The following is a 23,364-nucleotide window of genomic DNA, read 5'->3' as shown; positions in this document are numbered from 1 at the left end:
CCTTGTGCCGTGAGCGAGTTGGGTGCCCGGCCTCCGAGTGAGGCCAGGGCGGGCCAGGAGCCCGCCGCCGCTTTCTTCCCCACCCTGTTCCCCGCCTCCCTCCAGGGAGGCACGGCCACGCAGTCCACGGAAGAAAGCAGCGTATGCCCAACCCCTTCAATCAGCAGATCATCGATGAGTTCCGGGCCAACCACGGCCGGGTCGGCGGCCCCTTCGAGGGAGCGCGGCTGCTCCTGCTGACCACGACCGGCGCCCGGACCGGCGCCGCGCACACCACGCCCGTCGCCTACTACCCCGACGGCGCGGAACAGGTCCTCGTCATCGCCTCGGCGGGCGGCGCTCCCCGCCACCCCGACTGGTACCGGAACCTGGTCGCCGACCCCCGCGTGAAGGTGGAGGACGGCGTCTTCGTCTACGACGCCGAGGCGGTCGTCCTCGAAGGCGCCGAGCGCGACCGTCTCTTCGCCCGCGCGGTCGAGGCCGAACCGGGCTGGGCCGAGTACCAGGCGAAGACGGAGCGGGTCATCCCCGTCGTGGCCCTGCGGGCCGTGCCCAAGGACGGCCCGCCCACGATGGCGGTGCGCTCCCCCGGCGAAGCCGTGCAGGTCGTCCACGACGCCTTCCGCCGCGAACTCGCCGCCATCCGCACGGAGTTCGGCAGGAACCAGGGCACGACCCTCGGCGCGCAGCTGCGCGTCAACTGCCTCACCCTCTGCCAGGGGCTCACCCTGCACCACACGGGCGAGGACACGGCCCTGTTCCCGTTCGTCGCCGGCCGGGACCCCTCCCTCGCGCCCGCGCTGGAGCGGTTGCGGCGCGAGCACGAGGAGATCGCCGTGCTCCTCGACTCGCTGCGCCGGGCGGTCTCCGCGGAGGACGCGGACCCCGCGGCCGTACGGTCCGAGGTGGAGCGGCTCACCGCGGAGCTCGAAGCGCATCTGACGTACGAGGAGGAGGTGCTGATCCCCGCGCTGGAGCCGGCCTCCGCGTAAGAGCCTGTGTCACCAGGGCAGCGGCCGGGTGTGCACCACGTCCAGGCGGGACACCGCCCGGGTCAGCACCACGTACAGGCGGTGCGGTCCCCGGGCCTCGGCCGCCGCGATCGCCGCCGGTTCGACGGCCACCACGTGGTCGTACTCCAGGCCCTTGGCGACGGAGGCGGGCAGCACGGTGACGCGGGCGCCGAGCGCGTCGGGGCCCGCGTGCGCGACTCCCGCCGCGGCCAGCGCCTCGCGCACCCCTGCGACGTCCGCGTCGGCGGCGATGACCCCGACGGAACCCTCGTACGCCAGGGCGTCCCGCACGGCGCGGACCGTCAGGGGGAGTACGTCGGTGCCCTCCCGCAGCCGCAGCGCGCCGTCCGCGCGGAGCGAGCGGGTGTGCGGGACGTCGACGCCGAGGCGTTCCAGGAGCCGGTTGGCGAGTGCGGCCACCGCCGCCGGTACCCGGAAGCCGGTGGTCAGCGGGGTCACGGGGGTGTCCGGCTTGCCGAGGTGCGCAAGCAGCGCGGGCCAGTCGCGGGCCGCCCAGGGGGTCGTCCCCTGGGCGAGGTCCCCCAGCACGGTGAGGGAACCGAAGGCCGCCCGGCGGGCGATGGCCCGGCACTCCATCGGGGAGAGGTCCTGCGCCTCGTCCACGACGACGTGGCCGTAGCCCTCGGGGTGTTCGACGAGGCCCGCGACCTCGTCGAGGAGCACGAGGTCGGCGGCCGACCAGCGCGCCGACTTCTCCGACCGCGGCGGTTTGCGCCACAGCAGCGCCTTCTGTTCCCCGGCGCCGAGGATCCCGTCGGCCGCCGCGGCGAGCACGTCCGGATCGCCGAGCAGCCCGGCCACCACCTCCTCGGGCCGCACCCGGGGCCACACGGCGTCGACGTACGCGCTCAGCGGCCGGGCCCGGGAGATCCGCCGCACCCAGGCGTTCGGCTGCGGTCCGGCCCGCCGCTCGGCCTGCGCCCGGATCCGGTCCACGACCCGGGTCCGCACCCGCTCCCGGCCGATCGCGTACGGCGGCTCCTCGTCCCGTACGCCGGTCACGATGCGGGCGAGTTCGGCGGCCGTCACCCGCCAGCGGTACGAGCCGTCCGGCACCGCGAGGTCGTCGGCGACCGCCGGGGCCACCCGCGCGTACAGGGCGCGGCGCAGCACCCGCGCCATCCGGGCGTCGTGCTTGACCAGCGCGGCTTCCTCGTCGTCCACGGCGGTGACCGGGTGGCGGGCGATCTCCTCGCCGACCGTCGACTGCCGCACGCCCGTCTCGCCGAGCGCGGGCAGCACCTCCGCGATGTACGACAGGAAGGTGCGGTTGGGGCCGAGGATCAGCAGGCCGCCGCGCCGGATGCGCTGCGGGTGGGTGTAGAGGAGGTAGGCGGCGCGGTGCAGGCCCACGGCGGTCTTGCCGGTGCCCGGGGCGCCCTGCACACAGACCGAGACGTCCAGGTCACCACGGACGAGGTCGTCCTGTTCGGGCTGGATGGTGGCGGCGATGTCGCGCATCGGGCCGACGCGGGGGCGCTCGATCTCCCCGGCGAGGATGCGGCTGCCCGCGCCCGGTGCCTCGTCGCCCTGCCGCGCTCCCGTCAGCGGCTCGTCCTCCAGCCCCGTCAGGTCGGCGGAGTCGCCGTGGCTGCCGGGCGCCCAGCCGAACCTGCGGCGTACGGCGACGCCCTGCGGGTCGCGGGCGCTCGCCTGGTAGAAGGCGCGGGAGACGGGGGCGCGCCAGTCGACGACGAGCGGCGGGGCGGCGGGCCGCTCGGTGATCCGCAGCCGGCCGATGTGGTAGCTCTGCCCGGCGTGATCGCCGGACGCCCGGCCCCCGGCCGGCTCGCCCGGCGGTGCGAAGTCGAGCCGTCCGAAGAAGAGAGGGCCCTCGGGCAGTTCGCGCATCTCCTTGGCGTGGCTGCGGAAGAGGCGGCCGAGTACTTCGGCGTCGGCGCCGGAGGCGGAGACGTCCTCACCGACGACGACCTGTTCCTGGGCCCCGTCGACCATGGCGGCGAGGGCGGCGCGGCAGGTGTCGTGGTAGGCGCGTTCGCGGGCGAGGGCACGGGTCAGCTCGGGTGACGTCATTCCGACGAGCCTAGCCGAATAACGTAACCGAGTTAAATTTTTTACCGAGACTCGCTAGCGTCGGGGGCGGGAGGGCCGGGCTGGCAGGCGGGAGGCTGTGGCGTCGCCAGTTCCGGGCACGCCGCCGTCAGCCGGTCGAAGGCGCGTCCGGCCGCGGCCACGGCGTCCGGGCGGATCACGGCGACCGGCTCGCCGTCCACGATCCGGCGCCAGTTGTCCAGGGCGAGGACGCGCTGCACGGCGATGACCTGCCCGGCCGCGAGCCGGGCGTCGAGGCCGCCGCCGAGCGCCGCCGCGAGCGCCGCCTCGGAGCGCTCCTGGTACGCATACGCGCGGGCCACCAGGGACGGGGTCCCGTAGAGCAGCCGGTGGAAGGCGAGGACCTCCGGTACGTCGCACAGGCCGGTGACCGGGTCGCCCCCCGCGAGCCCGGACAGGAACCGCTCGCGCAGCGCCCCGGCCGGGGTCCGTCCCTCGGGCCGCTCGGCGACCAGACGGGCGGACTCGGTCTCGTGGTCGGCGAAGCGGTGCAGGACCAGGTCCTCCTTCGCCGGGAAGTACCGGAAGAGCGTCGGCTTGGAGATCTCGGCGGCGGCGGCCACCTCGGCGACCGACACCTGGTCGAACCCCTTCTCCAGGAAGAGCCCGATCGCGATGTCGGAGACGTCCCGGTACATCCGCTGCTTCTTGCGCTCGCGCAGCCCGATCTCAGCCATGCCCCCGAGCCTACGCACCCGCTCCGTACGCATCCGATCCGTACGCACCCGCTGTGTACGCATCCGCTGTGTACGCACTCGCACCGTCCCCGCCGGCCGGCTCCGGGTCCCGGCGCCCGTGGACCGCGACGTCCTCCGCGTGCCAGGTGCGCAGCGCCTTCTCGGTGCGCTCCGGGTCCGGCACCTCGGGCAGCCGCAGCGGGCCGCTCGCCAGGCCCACGGCCACGCAGGTCCGCCGGGCGGCGTCGGCGAACTGCCCGTCGTCCGGCCGCCGGGGCAGGGCGAGCGCCGCACGCATCACGTCGGGGTACACCGACTGGGCGTGCTCGAAAGCCAGGTAAACGGGCAGGTCCTCGGCGAGCCCGGCGGTCAGCGCGGTCTGGCCCGACGCGCGCATGGCCGACTCCCACAGCACGGTCATCCGCTCCCGTTCGGACTCGCCGTAGCCCATGCGCACCAGGTGCGTGGCGAGGTCGTGCAGCGGGTCGCCGTACAGGGCGAGTTCCCAGTCGATGACGGCGAGGCCGCCGGCCGGGAGGGCGATGACGTTGGCGCGGTGCACATCGGTGTGGAGCAGCCGGAACGGGCGGGAGGTGAGGCCGGGGAGGCTCCGCGCGAAGGACGTCATCGCGTTCCGCGGGACCAGCACGTCGTCGAAGAGGGAGCCGAAGCGGGCCCGGTTGGGCCGGTGCACCCGGTCCTCGGTGAAGGCGGCGAGCCGGCGCAGGAAGCCTCCGCTGTCGCCGTCGTCCGGCCAGCCGTCCGGGCGGGGCGGCAGCTCGCCTGCCGGGATGCGGGCGGTCCTGGCGAAGAACCCGGCGAGCGCCCGCAGCAGCTCGTCGCCGACGCCGTCCGGGGCGGCCTCGGCCAGTGACCGGCCCGGCCGGAAGACGTGCAGGGAACGGTCCCCGAGGTCGGCCAGACAGCGCGGCACCTCCGGCAGGTGGCGGGTGACGACCCGCAGCACCTCGCTCTCCCGGGGCCAGATGCGCGGCACCACCTCGACCGTCTCGCGCGGCACCCGCAGCTTGCCCCGGGTGAAGGGCGCGGCGCCCGTCAGCAGGGCGAGTCCGAGGCCGAGCGGCAGGACCTGGTTGGTGTTGTGGTGGCCGTGGAACACGGCGCCGCCGCGCAGTCTTCGGGACTCCGCGAGCCGGTGGACGAGCGCCAGGCGCGCCCTGCGTGGCTGAAAGGGCCGCATGGTGGCGAAGAGTATCCCCAGCACGGACCACCGCGCGCGCCGGACCGTACGGCGGACGCAGCCGTCCCGCGCGTCGCTCAGGCACCCGGCGGAACCCGTCCCGCGCGTCGCTCAGGCGTCCGGCGCGTACGGCTCCAGCGTCGGCCACAGGGCGTCGAACCAGCGCTGGGACTCGTCGACGAAGAGCTGGTCGCGGGCGCTGTGTTCCTTGTTGAAGGAGAACAGCGTGGACTGGGTGCCCCAGGCGTCCCGCAGCTCCATCTCGACCCCGTCGACCTCCTCGGTCCGGGGGGCGATCGTGTAGTAGGCGACCAGGGCCTCGGTCCCGTTGAGCAGATAGACCTTCTGGTACGGGGTGTTGTCCACCACCCGGAAGCTCACGGACACCGGGATGCCGTGCTGCCGGCTCAGCCGCCGGAACTCCTGCCCGAGCACCTTGATCTGGTACGTGTGCTGGCGCATCGAGCGGGCGTGCACGGCCGCGTCGATCTTCTCATCACGGCCCCAGCCGTCCCCGGGCGCGGGGTAGAGCAGCTTCAGCTCCCGGCTCGGCAGGACCAGCCGGGCGGTGATCGACTCGGGGCGCGCGCCGCCCTGCTCGATCAGCCGGATGGGCGCGTACATCGAGCGCATCAGGGTCTCCGCGGTGAGGCAGACGGCGTCGATGCGCACGTGCGGCACCCGGAAGGCGGCTTCGAGGCGGGGTACCAGGGCGACCAGGGTGGGCTGCGGCGAGGTCTCGGCGGCGGCCGGCTGCTCCGCCACGGTGGGCGGGCTGCCCTTGCTGACGTTGGTCAGCAGGCCGTCGCCGGAGAGGGTCTTCAGCGCCTGGCGGACCGTCCCCCGCTCCACCCCGAACTCGTCCGCCAGCCGGTGCTGGGTGGGCAGCCGGTCGCCCGCCTTCAGCTGCCCGGTGCGGATCCGCTCGCGCAGGGTGTCGGCGATCTCCTGGTGCGAGGGCCTTCTGCTGCCATTCACCGCGACGCTCTCCCCGGTCTCGACCTCGCGCCAACTCCGTACAACTTTAGTCCGGTTGGCAACCAAGTTCTTCCGGCGCTCCGGTAGCTGTCATTCCGCGGGCCGGGCGCGGCCGATCTCCGCGGCTCCCTTCGCGCGCAGTACCCGCAGGACCGGCAGCAGGGAGTCGACGGTGAACTCGGCCCCGGACGCGTGCAGTTCCTTCCGCTTGCGCTCGTTGCCCGCGTAGCCGAGGAAGCGCACGCCGGCCGCGACGGCCGCCCGGTGGTCGGACGGCGCGTCGCCGATCATCAGCGCCCCGGAGGGTTCGGCCCCCATCGCGCTCAGCGCCCGGTTCAGGCAGTACGGGTCCGGTTTCAGCAGGTCGAGGCGCTGGGTGCGGCCGTAGACGTGCGGGGCGAAGCACTCGGCGAGGCCCCTGCTCTCCAGGTAACGGGCGGCCACCAGCGGCGCGTTGTTGGTGGCGACGGCCAGCTTGGCGCCCAGCGCCGTCCAGGTCCTGATCAGCGGGTCGGCGTACGCGGTGGGGAGCGCGGTGTCCACGGCCTTCAGCTCCTGCCGGGTGAGGCGTTCCTCCAGCTCGACCACCAGATCACTGCCGGGCTGCCTGCGGTCCACCGCCCGCAGTACGGCGTGCGGGTCGGGGTGCTTGCGCTCCTCCGCGGTGAGCAGCCCGTCGAGACCCCGCTCGGCGAGCCAGGTCACCTGGGCCTGTGCCACCCGCTCGGCGCGGTGCCCCGCGAACAGCCGGCAGATCGGCCCGTCGAAGTCGAAGAGCACGAAACGTGCACTTCCGATCAGATTCCGGAGCGACTCGGTCTCTTCAGCCACCGGAACAGTCTGTTTCGCTGCATCTGAAGTCACTAGGAGAGTGTCAGCTCAGTCGTGATGGTTTCCCAGAGGGCGTCGAACCAGTTCTGCGACTGATCCACGAACGCCGCGTCACGCTCGCCCGCCTCCCTGCCGAACGAGAACAGCAGCGACTTGGCCCCCATGGTGTCGTACGTCTCCAGCGTCCCGGTCGCCAGTTCCTCGGCCCGCCTGGTCACCATGTAGTAGCCCATCAGCGCCTCCGACCCGTTCAGCAGGTACAGCTTCACCGGCGGGGTGAACGGCAGCGCGCGGAAGGTGACCGTCACGTCGATGCCGTGCGAGGAGCGCAGCGAGCGCAGATTGTGGCGCAACACGTGCCCCTGGGCGTTGCGCTGCTCCAGCCAGCGGCGGTGCACCGGGTCGTCCTCGCCCCGCCCGTCCACCGGGACCGGGAACGCCAGCGCGATCTCCCGGCTGGGCAGCAGCACGCGGACGTCGACCGACTCGGGACGGATCGTTCCCTCATGGATCAGGCGGATCGGGTCGCCGAGGGCCAGCATCAGGGTCTCGGCGGTCAGGCTCACCGCGTCCACCCGCACCCGGGGCTGCTCGAACGCCTCGCTCAGCCGGGGCGCGAGCGACACCATCGCGGGCTGCGGCTCACGCCCGGCCGGTGCCTGTCCGGGTCCCGCGACCCGCGGCGGGCTGCCCTTGCTGACCCCGCTCAGCAGGCCGTCCTCGTACAGGGCCCGCAGCGCCTGGCGTACGGTGCCGCGCTCGACCCCGAACTCCCCGGCCAGCTCGGCCTGGGTGGGCAGCCGGTCACCGGCTCTCAGCTCCCCGGCGCGGATACGTTCCCGCAGGGTCTCGGCGATCTCCTGGGGCGAGGACCTTCTGCTGCCGTTCACTGCAACGTTCTCCCGGGTCACGAGTTGTCCGCCCATGGTGCCAACCGGGCACAACTCAAGCATAGTTGGCCGCCAACCCCGCGGAGTTGGCGAATCCGCTCCGCCGCCCGCCCCGCGGCTCGGCCCGCGGCTCGGCCCGGACCCCGGCCACCGGCCACCGGCCACCGGCCCTCAGTCGGCGAACCGCAGCTCCGAACTGATCGTCCCCCACAGCGCGTCGAACCACAGCCGGGACTGCTCCACGAACGTGGTGTCCCGCAGTCCGGCCCCCCGCGCGAAGGGGAAGAGCATGGACCGGGTCCCCTGGACGTCGTACAGCTCCAGGCTCTCCTGGCCGATCTCGCGCTCGCGTCTGGTGAGGGTGTAGTACGCGAAGAGCGCCTCCGCCCCGTTGAGCAGGTACAGCTTCACCGGGGGTGTGAACGGCAGGGCGCGGAACGACACGTTCACGTCGATGCCGTGGGTGGCGCGCAGGGCTTCGAGGTTGTGCCGCAGCACCTGGGCCTGCGCATTGCGGTTGACCAGCCAGTCCCGTTGCAGCCGGCCCGCCGCCGAGGCGTCGACCGCGGCCGGGAAGGCGAGCCGGATGTCGCTGCTGGGCAGCAGGACCCGGACGTTCACACTGGCCGGTTTCGTTCGCCCCGCGTGGATCTGGCACAGCGGCTCCCCGATGGCGAGGGTGAGCGAGACGGACGTCAGGCACAGGGCGTCGACGGCGACCCGCGGCGCGGCGAAGGCCGCGGTGATCCGCGGGCCGAGCGCCACCATGGTGGGCTGCGGTCCCGCCTCCGCCCCGGTCCGGTGTCCTCCCGGGCCGGGGGCGACGATGGCCGGGCTGCCCTTGGAGACGTCGGCGAGCAGTTCCTCCGCCTGGAGGATGCGCAGCGCCTGGCGGACGGCGCCGCGCTCGACACCGAACTCGTCGGCCAGCTTGGCCTGGGTGGGCATGCGCTGCCCCGGGCGCAGCACTCCGGACCTGATCCGGCTGCGCAGCTCGTCGGCCACGTCGCGGTGCGTCCTCTGTGGCCGTGGTGACCTCTTCCGTCCATTGACGGGGGCAAGTTCCGGGTCCACGTCATGACGGTACAACTTCGCGCCAAGTTCGGGGAGTTACTGTGAAGGTGGTTATGAGCCGTCTCCAAGCGGAGATAAGCCAAGTGGAGTTGGTCGCCAACTTGAGCAACATCGGCCAGCTTCCGGAGGGTTGGTCACTTCGGACGGCAACGTCGACCAGGTGACGGATCCTCGACGGGGGAACAGCACCGTCCGCCGGTCCGGCCGGCCGGGCTCCCTTCCGGAGGGGAGCCGGGAGCCCGTCCAGCCGAGACCCCGTCCGGAAGGAGGCACAGCCCGGCGTCCGGGCGCCGGGGCACGCGAAGCTACGGATGCAGGATCACGGAAGCCGGACCTACGGAAGCCGGCATCACCGAAGTCACGATCACGGAAATCAGAAGAGGTCCGGGCACCACGGTCGCCTGGACGTACGCAGCAGGGCGTCGGCCACCGAGGCGGCGCCCGCTCGTTCTTCCCGCACCCGGCCGAGCGCCGCGAGCCGCACCGCCGACTCGTCGCCCAGCCACAGCGCCGCCAGCCCACCCACGTCGAGCGTGAGGTCGGCGCCCCGTCCGGTCGGCGCACAGGACGCGCCGTCGGGACCCGCCTCCAGCAGATACCGCCCGGCGACCGAGAGCCCGGCCACACCGCCCGCCCCGGCCAGCACCTCGCTCCCGCGGTCGGTGACCTCCAGGACCAGCGACCCCGTCCCCGCGTACGTCCGCGCCTCCAGCGCCCGTACGACGTCCAGGATCCGCAGCCACAGCCAGTCGGCCTGCGAGACGATGCGGGCGGCCCGGGGGTCGGGCAGGAGGTGCGGGAGCAGGTCGTCGGGGGCGCGGTTCCCCGTCTTGACGCTCGCGACCCAGTCGACCGAGCAGAGATACCCCCACAGGGCACGCTCGGCGTCCGGGGTCAGCGCGATCAGCCAGTTCACCGAGGCCGTGATCAGCGGCTGGCTCGCGTCGCCCCACTTGTCGTCGCACTCGTACGACACCAGGCCCTCGACCTCGCCGGCCGCCGAGCGGTACACCGCGTAGAAGGGCTCCGTCCACGGCGAGCCGTTCAGCACCAGCGCCCCGGTGTTCGCCCGCCACCAGCGCTCGTCCCGGCTGACCGCGCCCGGCTGACCGCGCCGCAGCCGCTCATGCAGCTCGGGCCCGATCTTGCGTACGTCCTCGGCGTCCACCTGGTCGATCCGCCCGCCGTCCGCCGGAACCGGCCGGCGCCGGTCCAGACCCGTCCGCGGTACGTCGATGCTCCACTCCGTGCTCGTGGTGGCCGGACCGAAGCCGAAGCGGCCGTAGATCGGGTACTCGGCGGCGATCAGGGAGGCCACCACGTCCCCGCGTTCCTTCGCGGCGGCGAGGTCGAGGGCCATCATCCGGCTGAGCAGCCCGCGGCGCCGGTGCGTGGCGGTGACCGTCACCCTGGTGATGGCGTCGGCGGGCACCGGGCGCCCGCCGACGGCGGTGACCTCCTGCGCGAAGGACCGGAACGTTCCCACGCACCGGCCGCCGTCGAAGGCCCCGAGCGCCCGCTCCGGGACGATCCCCGCCCCCCGGTCCTCGATCTCCCGCTCCGACCTCGCCGACGACCGCAGGAACCCGGCGTCCGCCGCCCGCAGCCACTCCGGTATCTCGGCCTCGGTGATCGGGCGTATGTCGACGCCGGAGCGCTCGTCGGTCGTGAAAGTCATGCGGACACGCTAGTGCCCCAACAGGCAACGTTCGCCCCGTCGGCCGAACGTTGCCTGCCGGGGCACTAGGCGGGCGGCGGCGCGGGTGTCGCGCCGTTTTCCTCCTGGCAGCGGGCTCCCCCGGACACCTTTGGAGCGCGGCCGGGCGCTCTCAGAACGCCGCCCGGATCTCCCCCACCTCGTGGCCGCCGCCGGTCAGCGGCGCGCGTCCGATGCGCTCCACCACCGGGCCCTCCACACCGAGCAGCGTCAGGGCGCGGCCCAGTACCGGGCGCAGCGCACGCCCGTAACCGTCGTCGATCTTGAAGGCGAGGGCGCGGCCGTCGGCGAGGGCCACCGCCTGGACGGCCTCCGCGCCCATCTTGGACAGCGCGCCGGGCACCTCGCGCATCAGCCACGTGTCGGGACGGCGGGTGCCGGCGACGTACTCGGGGTGCGTGCGCATGGCGTCCGCGACCCGGCGCTCGGCGGTGCCGGGCGCGGCGAGCACGAAGGAGCGGAAGGCGCGGGCCAGACCGGTCAGGCCGATCGCCATCAGCGGTGCGCCGCAGCCGTCCGTACCGAGGGCCGCGACCGGCTCCCCGGCCGCCTCCTCCACGACCGTCCGGATCAACCGCTGGAGCGGGTGCTCAGGGTCCAGGTAGGTCTCGGTGGGCCAGCCCCGCAGGGCGCACACGGCGAGCATCGCGGCGTGCTTGCCCGAACAGTTCATGGTGACCCGGTCCCGCACCGCGCCCGCGGCCAGGTACGTCTCGGCCTCCTCGGGGTCGAGCGGCAGGTCCGGCGGGCACTGCAACTGCGCGGACGTCAGCCCGTGCTCGCTGAGCATCTTCTGCACGAGGTCGCGGTGGAAGGACTCGCCCGAGTGGCTCGCGGCGGCCAGCGCCAGCCGCTCGCCCGCGAGATCGAGGCCCGCCCGCAGCACGCCCGCCGCCTGCATCGGCTTGTTGGAGGAGCGCGGGAAGACGGGCGCCGTCACGTCACCGAGCGCCAGCTCCACCGATCCGTCCGCGGCCAGCAGCACCAGGCTGCCCCGGTGACGGCCCTCGACGAAGCCGGAACGGACGACCTCGGCGAGGACGGGGGGTATCGCGGAGACGGAGGGGGCGGCGGGGACGGACATCTGCGGGGCCTTCCGGAGCGGGACCCGCTCCGGCGACGGACGTACGACGGCGTACGGCGGGCGCACGCCGCTGCCGGGCGCCGCGGACGCCCGCGTGGGGCCCCGGGGCCGCTCCGGCCGGGGGCACCCGGGATCGCCGGGGCCGCCGCGTCACATGAGCAGGTCGTCTACTTGTGCTTCTCCCTCACGGTACCTGCGGGCGATCTCCGCGCTGCAATCGTCCGCGGTCCGCTGAAGGCGCTGGCGGCGCCGGGAGACCTGCTGCTCGTAGCGGACGAGCCGCGCCATCCCGGCGTTCAGCTCGTCGTCCGTACGGGCCTTGAGGTCCGACAGCTCGACCTCGGCGAGCATGTCCGTGGCGAGCCGCCGGTACTCCTCGCCGTGCGGGGTGCCGACCGTCACATGGCGGGCGGACGAGCGGTGCCGGGCGGGCGCGTCCGTGAGAATCTCCGGCAGCCGGTCGACGAGCGACACCACCGCGACCAGGCCCGGCGGCAGCACATGGCCGCCGCGGCCCGCGAGCTCGGCCCGCAGGATGTCGATGCGCCCCTGGAGCAGCCGCCGCAGATAGCTGAGGTCGGCCTCGTCCCGCTGGGCGTCCCGGCGCAGCGCGCGCAGCTCGGACAGGCGCAGCACGGCCAGGTCCGGTACGGGCGGGTCCACGGCCAGCGGGCTCTCGATGCGCTGCGCCGACGGCCGGCGGGCGCCGACCGGTCCGGGCGCACCCGTGCGCGGACTCGTACGAATCAATGACACGGCCCCGGGCGGCTGCCCGGGACCCGGTGTGGTGCTCATGTGCCTTACCGTCCCCTCGACCGGTTCGGTCCACCGCGTATCGCGTATGGGCGTCGCGGTACCGGTAACACGCATGGTGCCACCCTTGCGACCCGCTATGTGACCGAGTGCCCCTGATCGGCCCCGGATGGGGGGTTACGGGCACCCTCGCGCAGGTCCGGCGGGCCGCTGGTGGGGCGGGCCGGGGACCGCTCGGCGCCGCGCGGGGCGGCCAGGGCATGATGACCCGTATGCGTGCGGTGGTACAGCGGGTGGACGGCGCGAGCGTCGTCGTGGACGGCGAGACGGTCGGCGGGATCAGCGGCGAGGGCCTGTGCGTCCTGGTGGGCGTCACGCACGACGACACCAAGGAGAAGGCGGCCCAGCTCGCCCGCAAGCTGTGGTCGGTGCGGATGCTGAGCGAGGAACGGTCCTGCTCCGACCTCGACGCGCCGCTGCTGGTCATCAGCCAGTTCACGCTGTACGGCGACGCCCGCAAGGGCCGCCGCCCCACGTGGAACGCGGCGGCCCCCGGCGAGGTCGCCGAGCCGCTGGTGGACGAGGTGGTCGCCCGGCTGCGCGCGCTGGGCGCCACGGTGGCGACGGGCCGGTTCGGGGCGCAGATGCGGGTGTCGCTGACGAACGACGGCCCGTTCACGGTCCTGCTGGAGATGTGAGCCGGTCTTGTCTTCCTAGGGCTCTACGACGACTTCCTGGGCCGCGGCCGTGGTGTCGGCGAGCAGCGGCGCGTCGACCGGCACGTTCCGCTTGACCAGGGCCAGGGCGATCGGGCCCAGCTCGTGGTGGCGGACGGCCGTGGTCACGAACCCGATCTTGCGCCCTTCGGGCCCGTCGGCGGCCAGGCGCAGCCCGGCGCCGTGCGGCGGCAGGTGCACCTCGCTGCCGTCGAGGTGCAGGAAGACCAGACGGCGCGGGGGCTTGCCGAGGTTCTGCACCCGGGCGACGGTCTCCTGGCCGCGGTAGCAGCCCTTCTGCAAGTGGACCGCGCTGCCGATCCAGCCCAGCTCGTGCGGGATGGTGCGGTGGTCGGTCTCGAAGCCGAGCCGCGGCCGGTGCTGCTCGACCCGGAGCGCCTCGTAGGCGAGGAGCCCGGCCGCCGGACCGTGCCCGGCGGCGAACGCCTCCAGCTCCCCGCGCGGCAGGAACAGATCACGCCCGTACGCCGTCTCGCGTACGACGGCGCCCTCGGGGACGCCGGCGATGGACCCGGCCGGCAGGTGCACGAGGGCGAACTCGGCCGTCCGGTCGGCGACTTCGACGCGGTAGAAGAACTTCATCGACTCCAGGTACGCGACCAGCGCGTCCTGGGTGCCGGGCTCGGTGTGCATCCACACCGTCGCGCCGTCGTCGACGAGGTGCAGGGCGTGCTCGATGTGGCCGTTGGCGGAGAGGATCAGCGCCTCGGTGGCCTGCCCGGCGGGCAGGTCGCTGACGTGCTGGGTGAGCAGCAGGTGCAGCCAGCTCAGCCGGTCGGCACCGGTCACGGTCACGACGCCGCGGTGCGAGAGGTCGACGAATCCGGTGCCGTCGGCGAGGGCACGCTGCTCACGGAACAGCTCGCCGTAGTGCGCGGCGACGCCTTCGTCCACGCCTTCGCCGGGTACCGCGCCGGGCAGGGACAGCAGGGGGCTCTTCATGCGTCCCAGCCTACGACTTGGTAGTTGAAGTCTTGAGTGTGCAGCTCTCGCACCGGCCGAAGATCGCGAAGTGCTTCATATCGGTGTCAAAGCCGAACGTCTCGCGCAGCTTGGCGGTGAACTCGGCGACCACCTCGACGTCCGCCTCGATCACGTTCGTGCAGTCCCGGCAGACCAGATGGATGTGGTGGTGCCGGTCGGCCAGGTGGTACGTCGGCGCGCCGTGCCCGAGATGCGCGTGGCTGACCAGGCCCAGCTCCTCCAGGAGCTCCAGGGTCCGGTAGACGGTGGAGATGTTGACCCCCGACGCCGTCTTCCTCACCTCTGCGAGGATCTCGTCGGGGGTCGCGTGCTCCAGGGTGTCCACGGCTTCCAGGACAAGCTGTCGCTGCGGCGTCAGCCGGTAGCCGCGCTGCCTCAGATCGCTCTTCCAGTCGGTGCTCACCACACAGGGAAGTCTAGGACTACTTGAAGAAAGCGATCCCGTCGTCCGGCATGTCGTCCGGGAGGGCCTTGGCCCAGCGCTCGACGTCCTCGGGGGTGACGACCTTCTTGAGGTGCGCGGACATGTAGGGGCGGAGCTCGACCTCGGGGGTCTGCTTCTCGCCGACCCACATGAGGTCGCTCTTCACGTAGCCGTACAGGCGCTTGCCACCGGTGTACGGGCCGGAGGCCGCCGTCCGTGCCACGGCGTCCGTGACCAGGTCGATCTGCGGCTTCTTGTCGGCCAGCTCGCCGTACCAGACCTCGACGACGCCGTCGTCGCGGGTCATGACGACCTCGACCTTGCGGGCGGCGTCGACGCGCCAGAAACCGGACTCGGTCTCCAGGGGCCTGACCTTGTTCCCGTCGGCGTCGAGCACCCAGGTGTGCGAGTGGTACTCCAGGAAGTCACGGCCGTCGTGGGAGAAGGTGACCTCCTGCCCGAAGTTGCACTTCTCGGAGCCGGGGAAGTCGTGCACGCCCGCGCCGGCCCAGTTGCCGAGCAGGAAGGCGAGCGGGACGAGGTCCTTGTGGAGGTCGGACGGGATCTCGATCATGGGAGCAGTTCCTAGACGTGGGTCAGCGGACGTGGATCAGCGCTGGCCCTGGTACAGCTTCTTCACGGTCAGCCAGGCGAAGCCGAGCACTCCGACACAGACCAGAACCAGCAGGGCTTCGAAGAAAACCTCAAGCACGGAGTGCTCCTCGGACGATCGTCATGAATCCCTCGCCCCGCGTGCAGGCCGGAGTGAGGGAGGTGTACAAGGCCGGGCCCCAGCTTACGCGGCCGGGGCCCGGGTCTCCTTGCGAGGTACGCCCTGCCGGGCCTCAGAGTCCGTGTCACCCGAGGAGCTGGCTCTGCAGGACCACCGTCTGCTGGAACGGCACGGCCTTCGCGCCGCCCTTGCGGGACTGGACGACCAGGCCGAGGACGTCACCGGCGGACAGGTAGCCCTGCCTGATCTGCTCCGCGCCGTACGGCTTGTTCTCCACGTAGAGCGAGCGCGAGACGTTCTCGGTCCGGGCCTCGTCCGGGAAGTCCTCGTCGAAGGCGAGGGTGTCGCCGCCGGCCGGCGCGTGCTCGGGGCCGAGGGCCGAGGTGAGGTCGGGGAACAGCTCGTCCACGACGGCCGCGGTGTCGAAGTGCAGCAGGTAGACCCGGGTGTGCGTACCGTCCGGCGTCGTCCAGCCGCGCGCCGCGATGTGCCGCAGACCGGCGTCCTTGAGCTGCTGCCCGAGGTCGCTCCGCTCGTCCTCCATGTACTCCGCCAGGAAGTCCTTCGTCGCCAGCCAGCCGTCCGAGCCGCGCAGCGCCTTGTCCTCGGCGGCGCCCTTCGGCGCGGGCAGGACGAGGGACCGCAGGTCGGCGTAGTGCGCGCCGGTCGCGTCGGCCGCGGCGAACGGCTCCGGGCTGCCGGCCGGCAGCGGCGGCTTCGTCAGCTCCGGGTACTCCCAGCGCCCGTCGCTCTCCGTCCCGAGCCCCGGTACGTCGGTCCGCTCCATCGACGTGATCCCGTACGCCGTCCCCGCGCCGAGCACCGCGAAGACGGCGGCGGCGGCGGTCCAGCGCGCCACGGCCCGCAGGACGCGGCGGTCCTTGGGCGGGGCGGGGGCCGGGTCCGGTGCCGGGGCCGCGGCGGGCGGCGCGAGGGGTGGCGGCGGGGGCAGGATCTCCTGCGCCCGCTCGACCACGACGGGGGTGGTGGCTTGGGCAACCGGGACGGCCGGGACGGCCGGGGCAGCCGGGGCAGCGGGGACGGCCGGAGCGGCCGGTTCGTCGGCCTGCGGGCGGTCGGTGATCGGTACGTCGTCGGTGATCGGTACGTCGTCGATGATCGGTACGTCGTCGGTGATCGGTGACTGGTCGGTGATCGGTGACTGGTCGGTGCTCATACCGCTTCCCCCGGTTCGGCTATGCGGTCCAGCTGGTCGCGCAACAGGGCCGCGACCCCCTTGGTGTCGAGCGGCTTCACGCCGTCCGCGGTGGCGGTGACCAGGACGTCGCCCTGGTAGGCCGAGCAGAACATGCTGTCCAGGCCGGAGTCGGAGTCCGCGGGCGGCAGGAAGCACTGGGCGTTCTTGTGCCCCTCGATCTTCGGGCCCTTGCGGAAGACGTCCAGCGCGTCGAGGAAATCCTGCTGGAAGGTGGCGGCATCCTCGACGGCCGCCTTGGACTTCATCTGCGCGAGCACGATGCTGACCGTGTAGGGGTCGTCGTCGGCGAACGAGCCCGCGTCCGCGCCGAGGTAGCTGCGCATGGCCATCCCGGTGAGCTTCTGCCGGTCGATCTCCTTCTCCAGCTGCTTGCGCTGGGAACGGGGCAGACCGCTCAGCGACTCCTTGCGCAGGGCGGTGGCCTGGGCCCCGCTGAGCTGCGCGTCGGAGCCGTACTCGCCGAGGTCGGGGCCCGGCTTCCAGTCGGTGCCGTACGGCACGAGCACCCCGGCGAGGCCCTCGGGCCCGGCCGTCTTCCCGGCGTCGGCCTTCGTCGCCGCGGGGAACTTCCAGACGGGCGCGCCGGCGTCCCGGTCGGCGTCCCCCACGGTGACGACGGTGTACCCGACCCCGGCGACGACGGCCCCCACCGCGAGCAGCGAAGCGGCGGCTATGGCGAGCCGACGCCGAAGGACGGTGTTCTTGACGGGCGGGGCGGGCGGGGCGGGCTCAGCGAGCGGGGCGGGGATGGGTGCCGGTACGGGTGCGGGTGCGGGTGCGGGTGCGGCCGGTACGGAGGCGTCGGGTGCGGAGGCGTCGGGTGCGGGCGCCGGGTCCGTTCCGTGGCTGGGCACCGAGGCCGTCCCCGGGCTGGGCACCGGGTCCGTCCCCGGGCTGGGCACCGAGGCCGTCCCCGGGCTGGGCACCGGGTCCGTCCCCGGGCTGGGCACCGAGGCCGTCCCCGGGCTGGGCACCGGGTCCGTCCCCGGGCTGGGCACCGAGGCCGTCCCCGGGCTGGGCGCCGGGTCCGTCCCGGAGTCGGGCGCCGGGTCCGTTCCGGCGGCGGGCGCCGGGTCCGTTCCGGCGGCGGGGTTCTCGGTCGTCACAGCCGCTCCATCTGCCGGGTGGCCAGGTCCAGGATCGTCTTCTTGCTGACCGGCTTGGTGTCGTAGATCCAGATCTCCATGGCGATGTCACCGCGGTAGGCGTGCGCCTCCGCGCTGTACATCGGCAGGTACCCGGCCTCGCGCTCGGGCTGGTTGTGCACGTACGCCATGCCGTCGGCCGTGCCCGGGACGGGCCAGCTGTCGGTGGAGTCCTCGGCACCGGCCCAGTAGTGGCCGCTCTCCGCGTACTCGGCGGCGGCGAGGGCCTCCTCCTGCCGGTACTGGACCAGGTGGATCTCCACGGTGGACGTGCTGCCGGAGTGCCAGCCGACGGCGGCGGCCCGGCGGAACTCGTCGGTGACGAGGTTGCCGAAGGCGTCCTTGGGCTTGTCGAAGTTCTCGGCGTACTCGGCCAGGCTCATCCAGCCGTCGGAGCCGGCCAGCCACTCGGCCTCCTTCACGCCGCCGGGCTTCTTCAGCAGCAGCTTGCGCAGGTCGCCGTCGGTCTTCACCCGGCGGTCCTGGGCCGCGGACAGCGGCTCGGGACCGTCGCCCTTCGCCTGCCGGAGGTCCGGCTGCGAGAGCGAGGGCAGCCGGGTCGGCTCGCGGTCGGCCTGCACCAGGTAGCCGGTACAGGTACCGGCGACCACACCGAGCACGGCGGCAGCGGCGATCAGCAACGCGGTCCGCCCACGACGCCGCGACCTGGGCGGCCGGGGCGCCGCCTCGACCGCCTCACCGGCCGGGGCGGCCGCCGCCACCGGTACGTCCGGAGCCGCCGACGCCTCCGCAGCGGCCGCCTCCGGTGCCACTGGTGCTGCCTCCGGCGCGGCCGATGCCGCATCCGGTGCAGCCTCCGGTGCCGCCGCTGTCTCCCTGGTCGCCGCGTCGGTCGGCGCCTCTTCGGGTACTTGCAAAACGTCCCCCACAGAACGTGAAGTGCGCATTCCATATGCGCGCTCACAGGAGACTCATGGCCGGCACCCCGGGTTGTAGCCGACTTGATTACGATTCGGGCATGGCGAAGAAGCTGGTGATCAAGGTGACGGCCGGGGCGGACGCTCCCGAGCGCTGCTCGCAGGCGTTCACGGTGGCGGCGGTGGCCGTGGCCAGTGGGGTCGACGTCTCCCTCTGGCTGACCGGCGAGTCCGCGTGGTTCGCGCTGCCGGGCCGGGCCGCCGGGTTCCAACTGCCGCACGCGGCCCCGCTGCCCGACCTGCTCGACTCGATCCTCGCGGCGGGCCGCATCACCCTGTGCACCCAGTGCGCGGCCCGCCGGGACATCACGGAGAAGGACGTCCTGGACCGCGTAAGGATCGCGGGCGCCCAGGTGTTCGTGCAGGAGGCGATGGCCGACGAGACGCAGGCGCTCGTGTACTAGCGGGTCCCTCAAGAAGACCTCACGAGCGGCGGTCGCGGGCGGTGGCCCGCTACCGTCGCCTCTTCTTGCCGTCCAGTTCGTCCCACCACTCGTCGGACTTCCGGTCCCCCGAGGGGTCGTCCCACCAGCGGTCGTCGGGGCCGCGCCGGTTCGCCACCATCGCGGCGAGCGGCGGGATGACCATCGCCACCACGCACATGCCGACCGCCACGGGGACCGACCAGATCCGTACGACCCCCCAGGCCAGCACGAACAGCCCGATGCACGTCGCCATCAGGGCGAAGTAGGCGTGCCGTCGTCGCGCGTACATGTCTTCCAGCGTAGGCCGGGGCGGCGGGAGGAGGACAGCGGAAGGGCCGCACCCCGGTCCGGTGGGTGTCCCACCCGGGGGTGCGGCCCTCCGGCCGTACATGCGGCCGCCGTCCGGGACGGCGGCCGGTGCCGTCAGACGGCGATCGCGACCTCCGCCAGGCCACCCTGCTGCGCGACGACCGTACGGTCCGCCGTGCCGCCGGGCACGAGGGCGCGGACGGTCCAGGTGCCCTCGGCCGCGTAGAAGCGGAACTGTCCGGTCGCCGAGGTCGGGACCTCGGCGGTGAACTCACCGGTCGAGTCCAGGAGCCGGACGTAACCGGTGACGGGCTCGCCGTCGCGGGTCACCTGGCCCTGGATGGTGGTCTCACCGGGCTTGATCGTCGAGGCGTCGGGACCGCCGGCCTTCGCTCCACACATATGTCTTGTCCTTCGGCTGTTGAGGGTCGCGGTAGCCGCGGAATGCGGATTACTGGGTTACTTGGCGGCGCCGAGCTCGATCGGGACGCCGACCAGGGAGCCGTACTCGGTCCAGGAGCCGTCGTAGTTCTTGACGTTCTCGACGCCGAGCAGCTCGTGCAGCACGAACCAGGTCAGCGCGGAGCGCTCACCGATGCGGCAGTAGGCGATGGTGTCCTTCGCCAGGTCGACCTGCTCGTCCTCGTAAAGGGCCTTGAGCTCGTCGTCCGACTTGAAGGTGCCGTCGTCGTTGGCGTTCTTCGACCACGGGATGTTGCGGGCGCTCGGCACGTGGCCGGGGCGCTGCGACTGCTCCTGCGGCAGGTGCGCCGGGGCGAGCAGCTTGCCGGAGAACTCGTCGGGCGAGCGGACGTCGACCAGGTTCTGGGCGCCGATGGCCTTCACGACGTCGTCGCGGAAGGCGCGGATCGCGGTGTTCTGCGGCTTGGCCTTGTAGTCGGTCGCGGCGCGCTCGGGCACCTCCTCGACCAGCTCGCGGGCGTCCAGCTCCCACTTCTTGCGGCCGCCGTCGAGGAGCTTGACGTTCTCGTGGCCGTAGAGCTTGAAGTACCAGTACGCGTACGAGGCGAACCAGTTGTTGTTGCCGCCGTAGAGGACGACGAGGGTGTCGTTGGCGATGCCCTTGGCCGACAGGAGCTTCTCGAAGCCCTCCTGGTCGACGAAGTCGCGGCGGACCGGGTCCTGGAGGTCCTTGGTCCAGTCGATCCGGATGGCGTTCTTGATGTGGTTCTTGTCGTACGCGGACGTGTCCTCGTCGACCTCGACGACGGCCACGTTCGGGTCGTCCAGGTGCTCCTGGACCCAGTCGGCGTCTACCAGGACGTCGCTGCGGCTCATGCTGTTTCTCCTCCGGGGCAGTTACGGCGGTGCGGTGAAGCGGTGGTGGTGCGGGGCGGGTACGCGCCTTGTGACAGCAGGGGCGGGCGTACGCGGCGCACGCGTGGCCCTGACGGGGAGGCCGGAGGGCCGGGGGAACGCGGAAGGGCCGCGGGGCGGGCTTCCGCTCAGAAGGGGCGACAGAGCATGGCGGCGACGCGGCACAGGTCTACTGCCCGCCGCTTCGTGAGATCCGCCTGTCGCTTCATGCCTGCGATCGTAGGGACGGACAGGCGGGGATGTCACCGGCGTGTCGCATATTGAGACGACATCGTCCGCCATATGGGATGCATGGAGCGCCGAGGCCGTCCCCGCCGGGCTTCCGGGCCGCCGTGTCCGTCCGGCGGCTGCTGAACGGACGGGGATGTCTCGCCTGTCGGACGGCCACCCGTCCAGGGAGCGTCCTACCCGGAGACCGGCCGTCCTACCCCGGCAGTACCTGAGGTCAGCCGACCAGCTTGACGCCCGAGCCCTTCACCGTGATCTCGACGCCGTCCGGGGCGGCCTCGACCTTGTCGAGCGTGATGCCGCCGGGCAGCTCGTCGATGGTCTGCTTGAAGTCGGTTATCGAGCGGATCTTGGCCTCGGCGAGCTCGACGCCGAGCTTGGGCAGGCCGTCGGCGTGCACCTTCACGTCCTTGCCGGAGACGCTGACCGTGCTGAGCACGGAGACCGGCTCGGGCAGCTTCTTGCCGAGGACGGTGGCCTCGATCTCGACCTTGATCTTGCCGTTGCCGCCGTCCGACAGGCCCACGAGCTGGGCGGTGACACCGGGCGCGACCTGCGCGGGGTCGCCCTGGGCCGCCTTGAGCAGCTCGTCGTAGGCGATGGTGGCGGTGCCGGTGGCGCTGTCGGCGGTGGCAGAGCTGTAGTCGCCGCTGAAGACGACGCCGTGCATCTCGGCGTTCAGGTCGTCGATGCGGATCTTGTCGGTGGCCGCGTCGGTGCCGCCCGTGGACGCCTCGTAGTTCTTGATGCCGATCTCCACGTCGTCCAGCTCGCCGCCGGCGACCTGGGTGAGGAACGGGAAACCGTTGATGGAGACGTCCGGGGTCTCGGACAGGCCCTCGCTGCTGCGGATCCGGTCGGCCGCCTCGTCCTCGGCGAAGCCCACGGCCACCCGGTCCGCGATCACGAACAGTCCACCAAGGATGACGACGACGATCAGAAGTATTCGCAGTGCGCGCATGCTCGGTGTTCCCCCACTCAGGCGTTCGGCCGGCGGCCTGCGTGGCCGCCGGTCTGCGAGCCTATCCGCGCGAGGCCCCCGGAACCGGGGACCTCGCGAGATGTCGATCACCTGTGACGAAGGTCCCGCTCGCGGCAGGACCCGGAGGGGGCCCTAGCCGAGCGCGCGGCCGAGGAGGTACACGGCGGGGGCGGCGGCGGTGAGCGGGAGGGCCACACCGGCCGTCATGTGGACGAAGCGGGACGGGTAGTCGTAGCTGGCGACCCGGTGGCCGATCAGCGCGCAGACCGTGGCGCCCGCGCCTAGCAGGGCGCCGTCGGTGCCGTAGTCGGTGAGGCCGCCCACGACGGCACCCGCGCCCGCGCCGACCGCCAGCGCCACCAGGACGGACGCCACCGTCGGCAGCGGCAGCGCGCGGGCCACGATCGCCACGGCGACCGCGGCGGCACCCACCGTCACCGCGTCCGCGTCGGCGCCGAGGTGCCCGGCCGCGACGATCGACAGCGCCGCCGAGGCAACGGTCGCCATCAGGCCGTACATCCGGGTGTCCGGGTCGGCGTGGCTGCGCAGGTTCAGCACGAGCGAGAGCAGCACCCAGACGCCGATGGTGCCGAGGATCGCGGCGGGCGCGTGGTCCCGCCCGGCCGCGAGCAGCACGACGTCCGCGACGACCGCGCCCAGGAACGCCAGCGCGATGCCCTGCCGGGCGGGCCACATGCCGTTCAGCCGGAACCAGCCGGCCGCGGTGACCGCCTGGAGCAGCACCAGCGGTACGACGAGGGCGTATTCGCCGATCGCGGCCGTGCCGGAGAGCAGCAGGCCGAGGACTGCGGTGAGCACGGCGGGCTGTATGCCGGGCTCGATGATCGGCGAACGGCCCTCGGCGCGGGCGCGCTGGGCGTCGGTGACGCGGGCGTTGCCGGTCATGGTCGCGGGGCCGTAGCCGGGCTCGTCGGCATCGGTGGTGCCGGTGCCGCTCGAGCCGTTGGTGCCGCTCGGGGTGCTCGTACCGGGAGCTGCCGCCGGTTCGGCGGAGGCCGCGCCCGGCCACTGGCCCGAGGGGGTCTCCGGCGGCAGCGGCCGGCCGGCGGTGCCGTGCGCGGGGGCGGCCTGCTGGTAGTACCCCTGCGACGGGGCGGGCGAGGCGGACGGATCGGCGTGCCGCTGCCCGGCCGGGTTCTGCTGCCCGTAGCCCTGTCCGGGGTAGCCCTGTCCGGGGTAGCCCTGCCCGCCGTGGCCCTGTCCGTGGGCGTGCTGCTGCCCGCCGTAGCTCTGCGCCGGTGCGGACGGCTGCGGGTAGCCCTGTCCGCCGCCGTAGCCCTGCCCGGTGCCGGGCCGCGGTGCGGCGGGGGGCTCCGAGTAGTTCTGCGGGGGCAGGTACGCGGTGCCCGCGGCGGAGACGGGGGGCTGGACCTGGGTCTCCCAGGTCTGGCCCTCCCACTGCTGGGTGTACTGGTGCTGCTGCGCCTCGTCGTACGGCTGCTGCTGCCCCGGCCAGCCGGACTGCGGCTGGGACTGGTGCTGCTGGGGCTGTTGGTGCTGGGACTGCTGCTGGTACGGGTCGTACCCCTCGTACTGGGGGTCGTACGGCTGGTTGCTCATGGCTTCTCG

Annotated in this window: 25 protein-coding genes; 3 read left to right on the top strand and 22 right to left on the bottom strand. The window is 72.9% G+C overall.

Translation table 11 applies throughout. The features are described 5' to 3' along the window. The first annotated feature begins 143 nt into the window (after window positions 1-143). Window positions 144-992, top strand: a complete 849-nt coding sequence (locus tag ACFV6E_RS10335; protein WP_385460434.1) for a nitroreductase/quinone reductase family protein — start codon at window positions 144-146, stop codon at window positions 990-992. A gap of 9 nt (window positions 993-1,001) precedes the next feature. On the opposite strand, the gene ACFV6E_RS10330 is transcribed toward ACFV6E_RS10335, so the two are convergent. The 10 genes from ACFV6E_RS10330 to ACFV6E_RS10285 form a co-directional block, all read right to left on the bottom strand. Continuing rightward, complete coding sequence (locus ACFV6E_RS10330; protein ID WP_385460431.1) at window positions 1,002-3,068, bottom strand: HelD family protein; 2,067 nt, start codon at window positions 3,066-3,068, stop codon at window positions 1,002-1,004. Between the two features lie 41 nt (window positions 3,069-3,109). Further along, on the bottom strand, window positions 3,110-3,784 hold the full coding sequence (locus ACFV6E_RS10325; RefSeq protein WP_385460428.1) for a TetR family transcriptional regulator: 675 nt from the start codon (window positions 3,782-3,784) through the stop codon (window positions 3,110-3,112). Window positions 3,785-3,794: 10 nt separating this feature from the next. Beyond that, on the bottom strand, window positions 3,795-4,985 hold the full coding sequence (locus ACFV6E_RS10320) for an aminoglycoside phosphotransferase family protein (protein ID WP_385161135.1): 1,191 nt from the start codon (window positions 4,983-4,985) through the stop codon (window positions 3,795-3,797). Between the two features lie 111 nt (window positions 4,986-5,096). Next, entirely contained in the window at window positions 5,097-5,963 is an 867-nt protein-coding gene (locus ACFV6E_RS10315) for a GntR family transcriptional regulator (RefSeq protein ID WP_385161137.1), read from the bottom strand. Between the two features lie 90 nt (window positions 5,964-6,053). Then, on the bottom strand, window positions 6,054-6,794 hold the full coding sequence (locus tag ACFV6E_RS10310; protein ID WP_385460425.1) for an HAD family hydrolase: 741 nt from the start codon (window positions 6,792-6,794) through the stop codon (window positions 6,054-6,056). A gap of 32 nt (window positions 6,795-6,826) precedes the next feature. Then, a complete protein-coding gene (locus ACFV6E_RS10305; RefSeq protein ID WP_385161141.1) occupies window positions 6,827-7,720 on the bottom strand; it encodes a GntR family transcriptional regulator in 894 nt (297 codons plus the stop codon). Window positions 7,721-7,855: 135 nt separating this feature from the next. After that, window positions 7,856-8,773, bottom strand: coding sequence for a winged helix-turn-helix domain-containing protein (locus ACFV6E_RS10300; RefSeq protein WP_385460422.1), 918 nt, complete (start codon window positions 8,771-8,773; stop codon window positions 7,856-7,858). Between the two features lie 358 nt (window positions 8,774-9,131). Beyond that, entirely contained in the window at window positions 9,132-10,436 is a 1,305-nt protein-coding gene (locus ACFV6E_RS10295) for a GNAT family N-acetyltransferase (RefSeq protein ID WP_385161145.1), read from the bottom strand. Between the two features lie 151 nt (window positions 10,437-10,587). Then, window positions 10,588-11,559 carry an asparaginase gene (locus ACFV6E_RS10290; protein ID WP_385161147.1) on the bottom strand — a complete coding sequence of 324 codons (972 nt, stop codon included), beginning with the start codon at window positions 11,557-11,559 and terminating at the stop codon, window positions 10,588-10,590. A gap of 150 nt (window positions 11,560-11,709) precedes the next feature. Beyond that, a complete protein-coding gene (locus tag ACFV6E_RS10285) occupies window positions 11,710-12,354 on the bottom strand; it encodes an AmfC protein (protein ID WP_385161149.1) in 645 nt (214 codons plus the stop codon). Between the two features lie 230 nt (window positions 12,355-12,584). Here ACFV6E_RS10285 and dtd point away from each other — a divergent pair, with 230 nt between their 5' ends. Beyond that, a complete protein-coding gene (gene dtd / locus ACFV6E_RS10280) occupies window positions 12,585-13,010 on the top strand; it encodes a D-aminoacyl-tRNA deacylase (protein ID WP_385460420.1) in 426 nt (141 codons plus the stop codon). 15 nt (window positions 13,011-13,025) lie between these two features. Here dtd and ACFV6E_RS10275 read toward each other — a convergent pair whose 3' ends face one another. The 6 genes from ACFV6E_RS10275 to ACFV6E_RS10250 form a co-directional block, all read right to left on the bottom strand. Next, window positions 13,026-13,991, bottom strand: a complete 966-nt coding sequence (locus ACFV6E_RS10275) for a YgfZ/GcvT domain-containing protein (protein ID WP_385161153.1) — start codon at window positions 13,989-13,991, stop codon at window positions 13,026-13,028. A 10-nt stretch (window positions 13,992-14,001) separates the two neighbouring features. Then, window positions 14,002-14,439, bottom strand: coding sequence for a Fur family transcriptional regulator (locus tag ACFV6E_RS10270; protein WP_385161155.1), 438 nt, complete (start codon window positions 14,437-14,439; stop codon window positions 14,002-14,004). A 16-nt stretch (window positions 14,440-14,455) separates the two neighbouring features. Further along, window positions 14,456-15,031, bottom strand: a complete 576-nt coding sequence (locus ACFV6E_RS10265) for an FABP family protein (RefSeq protein WP_385161157.1) — start codon at window positions 15,029-15,031, stop codon at window positions 14,456-14,458. A 283-nt stretch (window positions 15,032-15,314) separates the two neighbouring features. Next, on the bottom strand, window positions 15,315-16,367 hold the full coding sequence (locus ACFV6E_RS10260) for a hypothetical protein (RefSeq protein WP_385460417.1): 1,053 nt from the start codon (window positions 16,365-16,367) through the stop codon (window positions 15,315-15,317). Continuing rightward, entirely contained in the window at window positions 16,364-17,515 is a 1,152-nt protein-coding gene (locus ACFV6E_RS10255) for a hypothetical protein (protein ID WP_385460414.1), read from the bottom strand. Before ACFV6E_RS10255 ends, ACFV6E_RS10260 begins: the two co-directional genes overlap by 4 nt. Continuing rightward, window positions 17,512-18,327: a hypothetical protein gene (locus ACFV6E_RS10250; RefSeq protein WP_385177533.1), complete on the bottom strand. Its 816-nt coding sequence runs from the start codon at window positions 18,325-18,327 to the stop codon at window positions 17,512-17,514. The genes ACFV6E_RS10255 and ACFV6E_RS10250 overlap by 4 nt, the downstream gene beginning before the upstream one ends. Window positions 18,328-18,533: 206 nt before the next feature. Here ACFV6E_RS10250 and ACFV6E_RS10245 point away from each other — a divergent pair, with 206 nt between their 5' ends. Further along, entirely contained in the window at window positions 18,534-18,896 is a 363-nt protein-coding gene (locus tag ACFV6E_RS10245; protein WP_385177535.1) for a DsrE family protein, read from the top strand. Between the two features lie 49 nt (window positions 18,897-18,945). On the opposite strand, the gene ACFV6E_RS10240 is transcribed toward ACFV6E_RS10245, so the two are convergent. The 6 genes from ACFV6E_RS10240 to ACFV6E_RS10215 all read right to left on the bottom strand — a co-directional run bounded on the left by ACFV6E_RS10240 (window position 18,946) and on the right by ACFV6E_RS10215 (window position 23,355). Continuing rightward, window positions 18,946-19,206, bottom strand: coding sequence for a DUF3099 domain-containing protein (locus tag ACFV6E_RS10240; protein WP_385177537.1), 261 nt, complete (start codon window positions 19,204-19,206; stop codon window positions 18,946-18,948). 134 nt (window positions 19,207-19,340) lie between these two features. Then, a complete protein-coding gene (locus tag ACFV6E_RS10235; RefSeq protein WP_004986406.1) occupies window positions 19,341-19,628 on the bottom strand; it encodes a DUF1416 domain-containing protein in 288 nt (95 codons plus the stop codon). 57 nt (window positions 19,629-19,685) lie between these two features. After that, window positions 19,686-20,525 (bottom strand): sulfurtransferase, encoded by an 840-nt coding sequence (locus ACFV6E_RS10230; RefSeq protein ID WP_385177538.1) that lies wholly within the window; start codon window positions 20,523-20,525, stop codon window positions 19,686-19,688. A 167-nt stretch (window positions 20,526-20,692) separates the two neighbouring features. Then, complete coding sequence (locus tag ACFV6E_RS10225; RefSeq protein ID WP_350751515.1) at window positions 20,693-20,773, bottom strand: Ms5788A family Cys-rich leader peptide; 81 nt, start codon at window positions 20,771-20,773, stop codon at window positions 20,693-20,695. Between the two features lie 236 nt (window positions 20,774-21,009). After that, complete coding sequence (locus ACFV6E_RS10220; RefSeq protein WP_385177540.1) at window positions 21,010-21,753, bottom strand: DUF2993 domain-containing protein; 744 nt, start codon at window positions 21,751-21,753, stop codon at window positions 21,010-21,012. A 153-nt stretch (window positions 21,754-21,906) separates the two neighbouring features. After that, window positions 21,907-23,355: a hypothetical protein gene (locus ACFV6E_RS10215; RefSeq protein WP_385460411.1), complete on the bottom strand. Its 1,449-nt coding sequence runs from the start codon at window positions 23,353-23,355 to the stop codon at window positions 21,907-21,909. Window positions 23,356-23,364: the final 9 nt, after the last annotated feature.

It is taken from the genome of Streptomyces sp. NPDC059785 (assembly GCF_042732375.1).
In the GTDB taxonomy this organism is placed as follows: Bacteria; Actinomycetota; Actinomycetes; order Streptomycetales; family Streptomycetaceae; genus Streptomyces.
Note: the sequence above shows the minus strand (reverse complement) of the source record. Positions and strands in the feature narration are given on the sequence as shown.

Coding starts and splice junctions, on each gene's coding strand:
- ACFV6E_RS10325 (WP_385460428.1), bottom strand. CDS start 3,784: ATGGCTGAGATCGGGCTGCGCGAGCGCAAGAAGCAGCGGATGTACCGG.
- ACFV6E_RS10230 (WP_385177538.1), bottom strand. CDS start 20,525: ATGAGCCGCAGCGACGTCCTGGTAGACGCCGACTGGGTCCAGGAGCAC.
- ACFV6E_RS10260 (WP_385460417.1), bottom strand. CDS start 16,367: ATGAGCACCGACCAGTCACCGATCACCGACCAGTCACCGATCACCGAC.
- ACFV6E_RS10295 (WP_385161145.1), bottom strand. CDS start 10,436: ATGACTTTCACGACCGACGAGCGCTCCGGCGTCGACATACGCCCGATC.
- dtd (WP_385460420.1), top strand. CDS start 12,585: ATGCGTGCGGTGGTACAGCGGGTGGACGGCGCGAGCGTCGTCGTGGAC.
- ACFV6E_RS10285 (WP_385161149.1), bottom strand. CDS start 12,354: ATGAGCACCACACCGGGTCCCGGGCAGCCGCCCGGGGCCGTGTCATTG.
- ACFV6E_RS10305 (WP_385161141.1), bottom strand. CDS start 7,720: ATGGGCGGACAACTCGTGACCCGGGAGAACGTTGCAGTGAACGGCAGC.
- ACFV6E_RS10290 (WP_385161147.1), bottom strand. CDS start 11,559: ATGTCCGTCCCCGCCGCCCCCTCCGTCTCCGCGATACCCCCCGTCCTC.
- ACFV6E_RS10225 (WP_350751515.1), bottom strand. CDS start 20,773: ATGAAGCGACAGGCGGATCTCACGAAGCGGCGGGCAGTAGACCTGTGC.
- ACFV6E_RS10330 (WP_385460431.1), bottom strand. CDS start 3,068: ATGACGTCACCCGAGCTGACCCGTGCCCTCGCCCGCGAACGCGCCTAC.
- ACFV6E_RS10320 (WP_385161135.1), bottom strand. CDS start 4,985: ATGCGGCCCTTTCAGCCACGCAGGGCGCGCCTGGCGCTCGTCCACCGG.
- ACFV6E_RS10265 (WP_385161157.1), bottom strand. CDS start 15,031: ATGATCGAGATCCCGTCCGACCTCCACAAGGACCTCGTCCCGCTCGCC.
- ACFV6E_RS10240 (WP_385177537.1), bottom strand. CDS start 19,206: ATGTACGCGCGACGACGGCACGCCTACTTCGCCCTGATGGCGACGTGC.
- ACFV6E_RS10220 (WP_385177540.1), bottom strand. CDS start 21,753: ATGCGCGCACTGCGAATACTTCTGATCGTCGTCGTCATCCTTGGTGGA.
- ACFV6E_RS10275 (WP_385161153.1), bottom strand. CDS start 13,991: ATGAAGAGCCCCCTGCTGTCCCTGCCCGGCGCGGTACCCGGCGAAGGC.
- ACFV6E_RS10335 (WP_385460434.1), top strand. CDS start 144: ATGCCCAACCCCTTCAATCAGCAGATCATCGATGAGTTCCGGGCCAAC.
- ACFV6E_RS10235 (WP_004986406.1), bottom strand. CDS start 19,628: ATGTGTGGAGCGAAGGCCGGCGGTCCCGACGCCTCGACGATCAAGCCC.
- ACFV6E_RS10215 (WP_385460411.1), bottom strand. CDS start 23,355: ATGAGCAACCAGCCGTACGACCCCCAGTACGAGGGGTACGACCCGTAC.
- ACFV6E_RS10245 (WP_385177535.1), top strand. CDS start 18,534: ATGGCGAAGAAGCTGGTGATCAAGGTGACGGCCGGGGCGGACGCTCCC.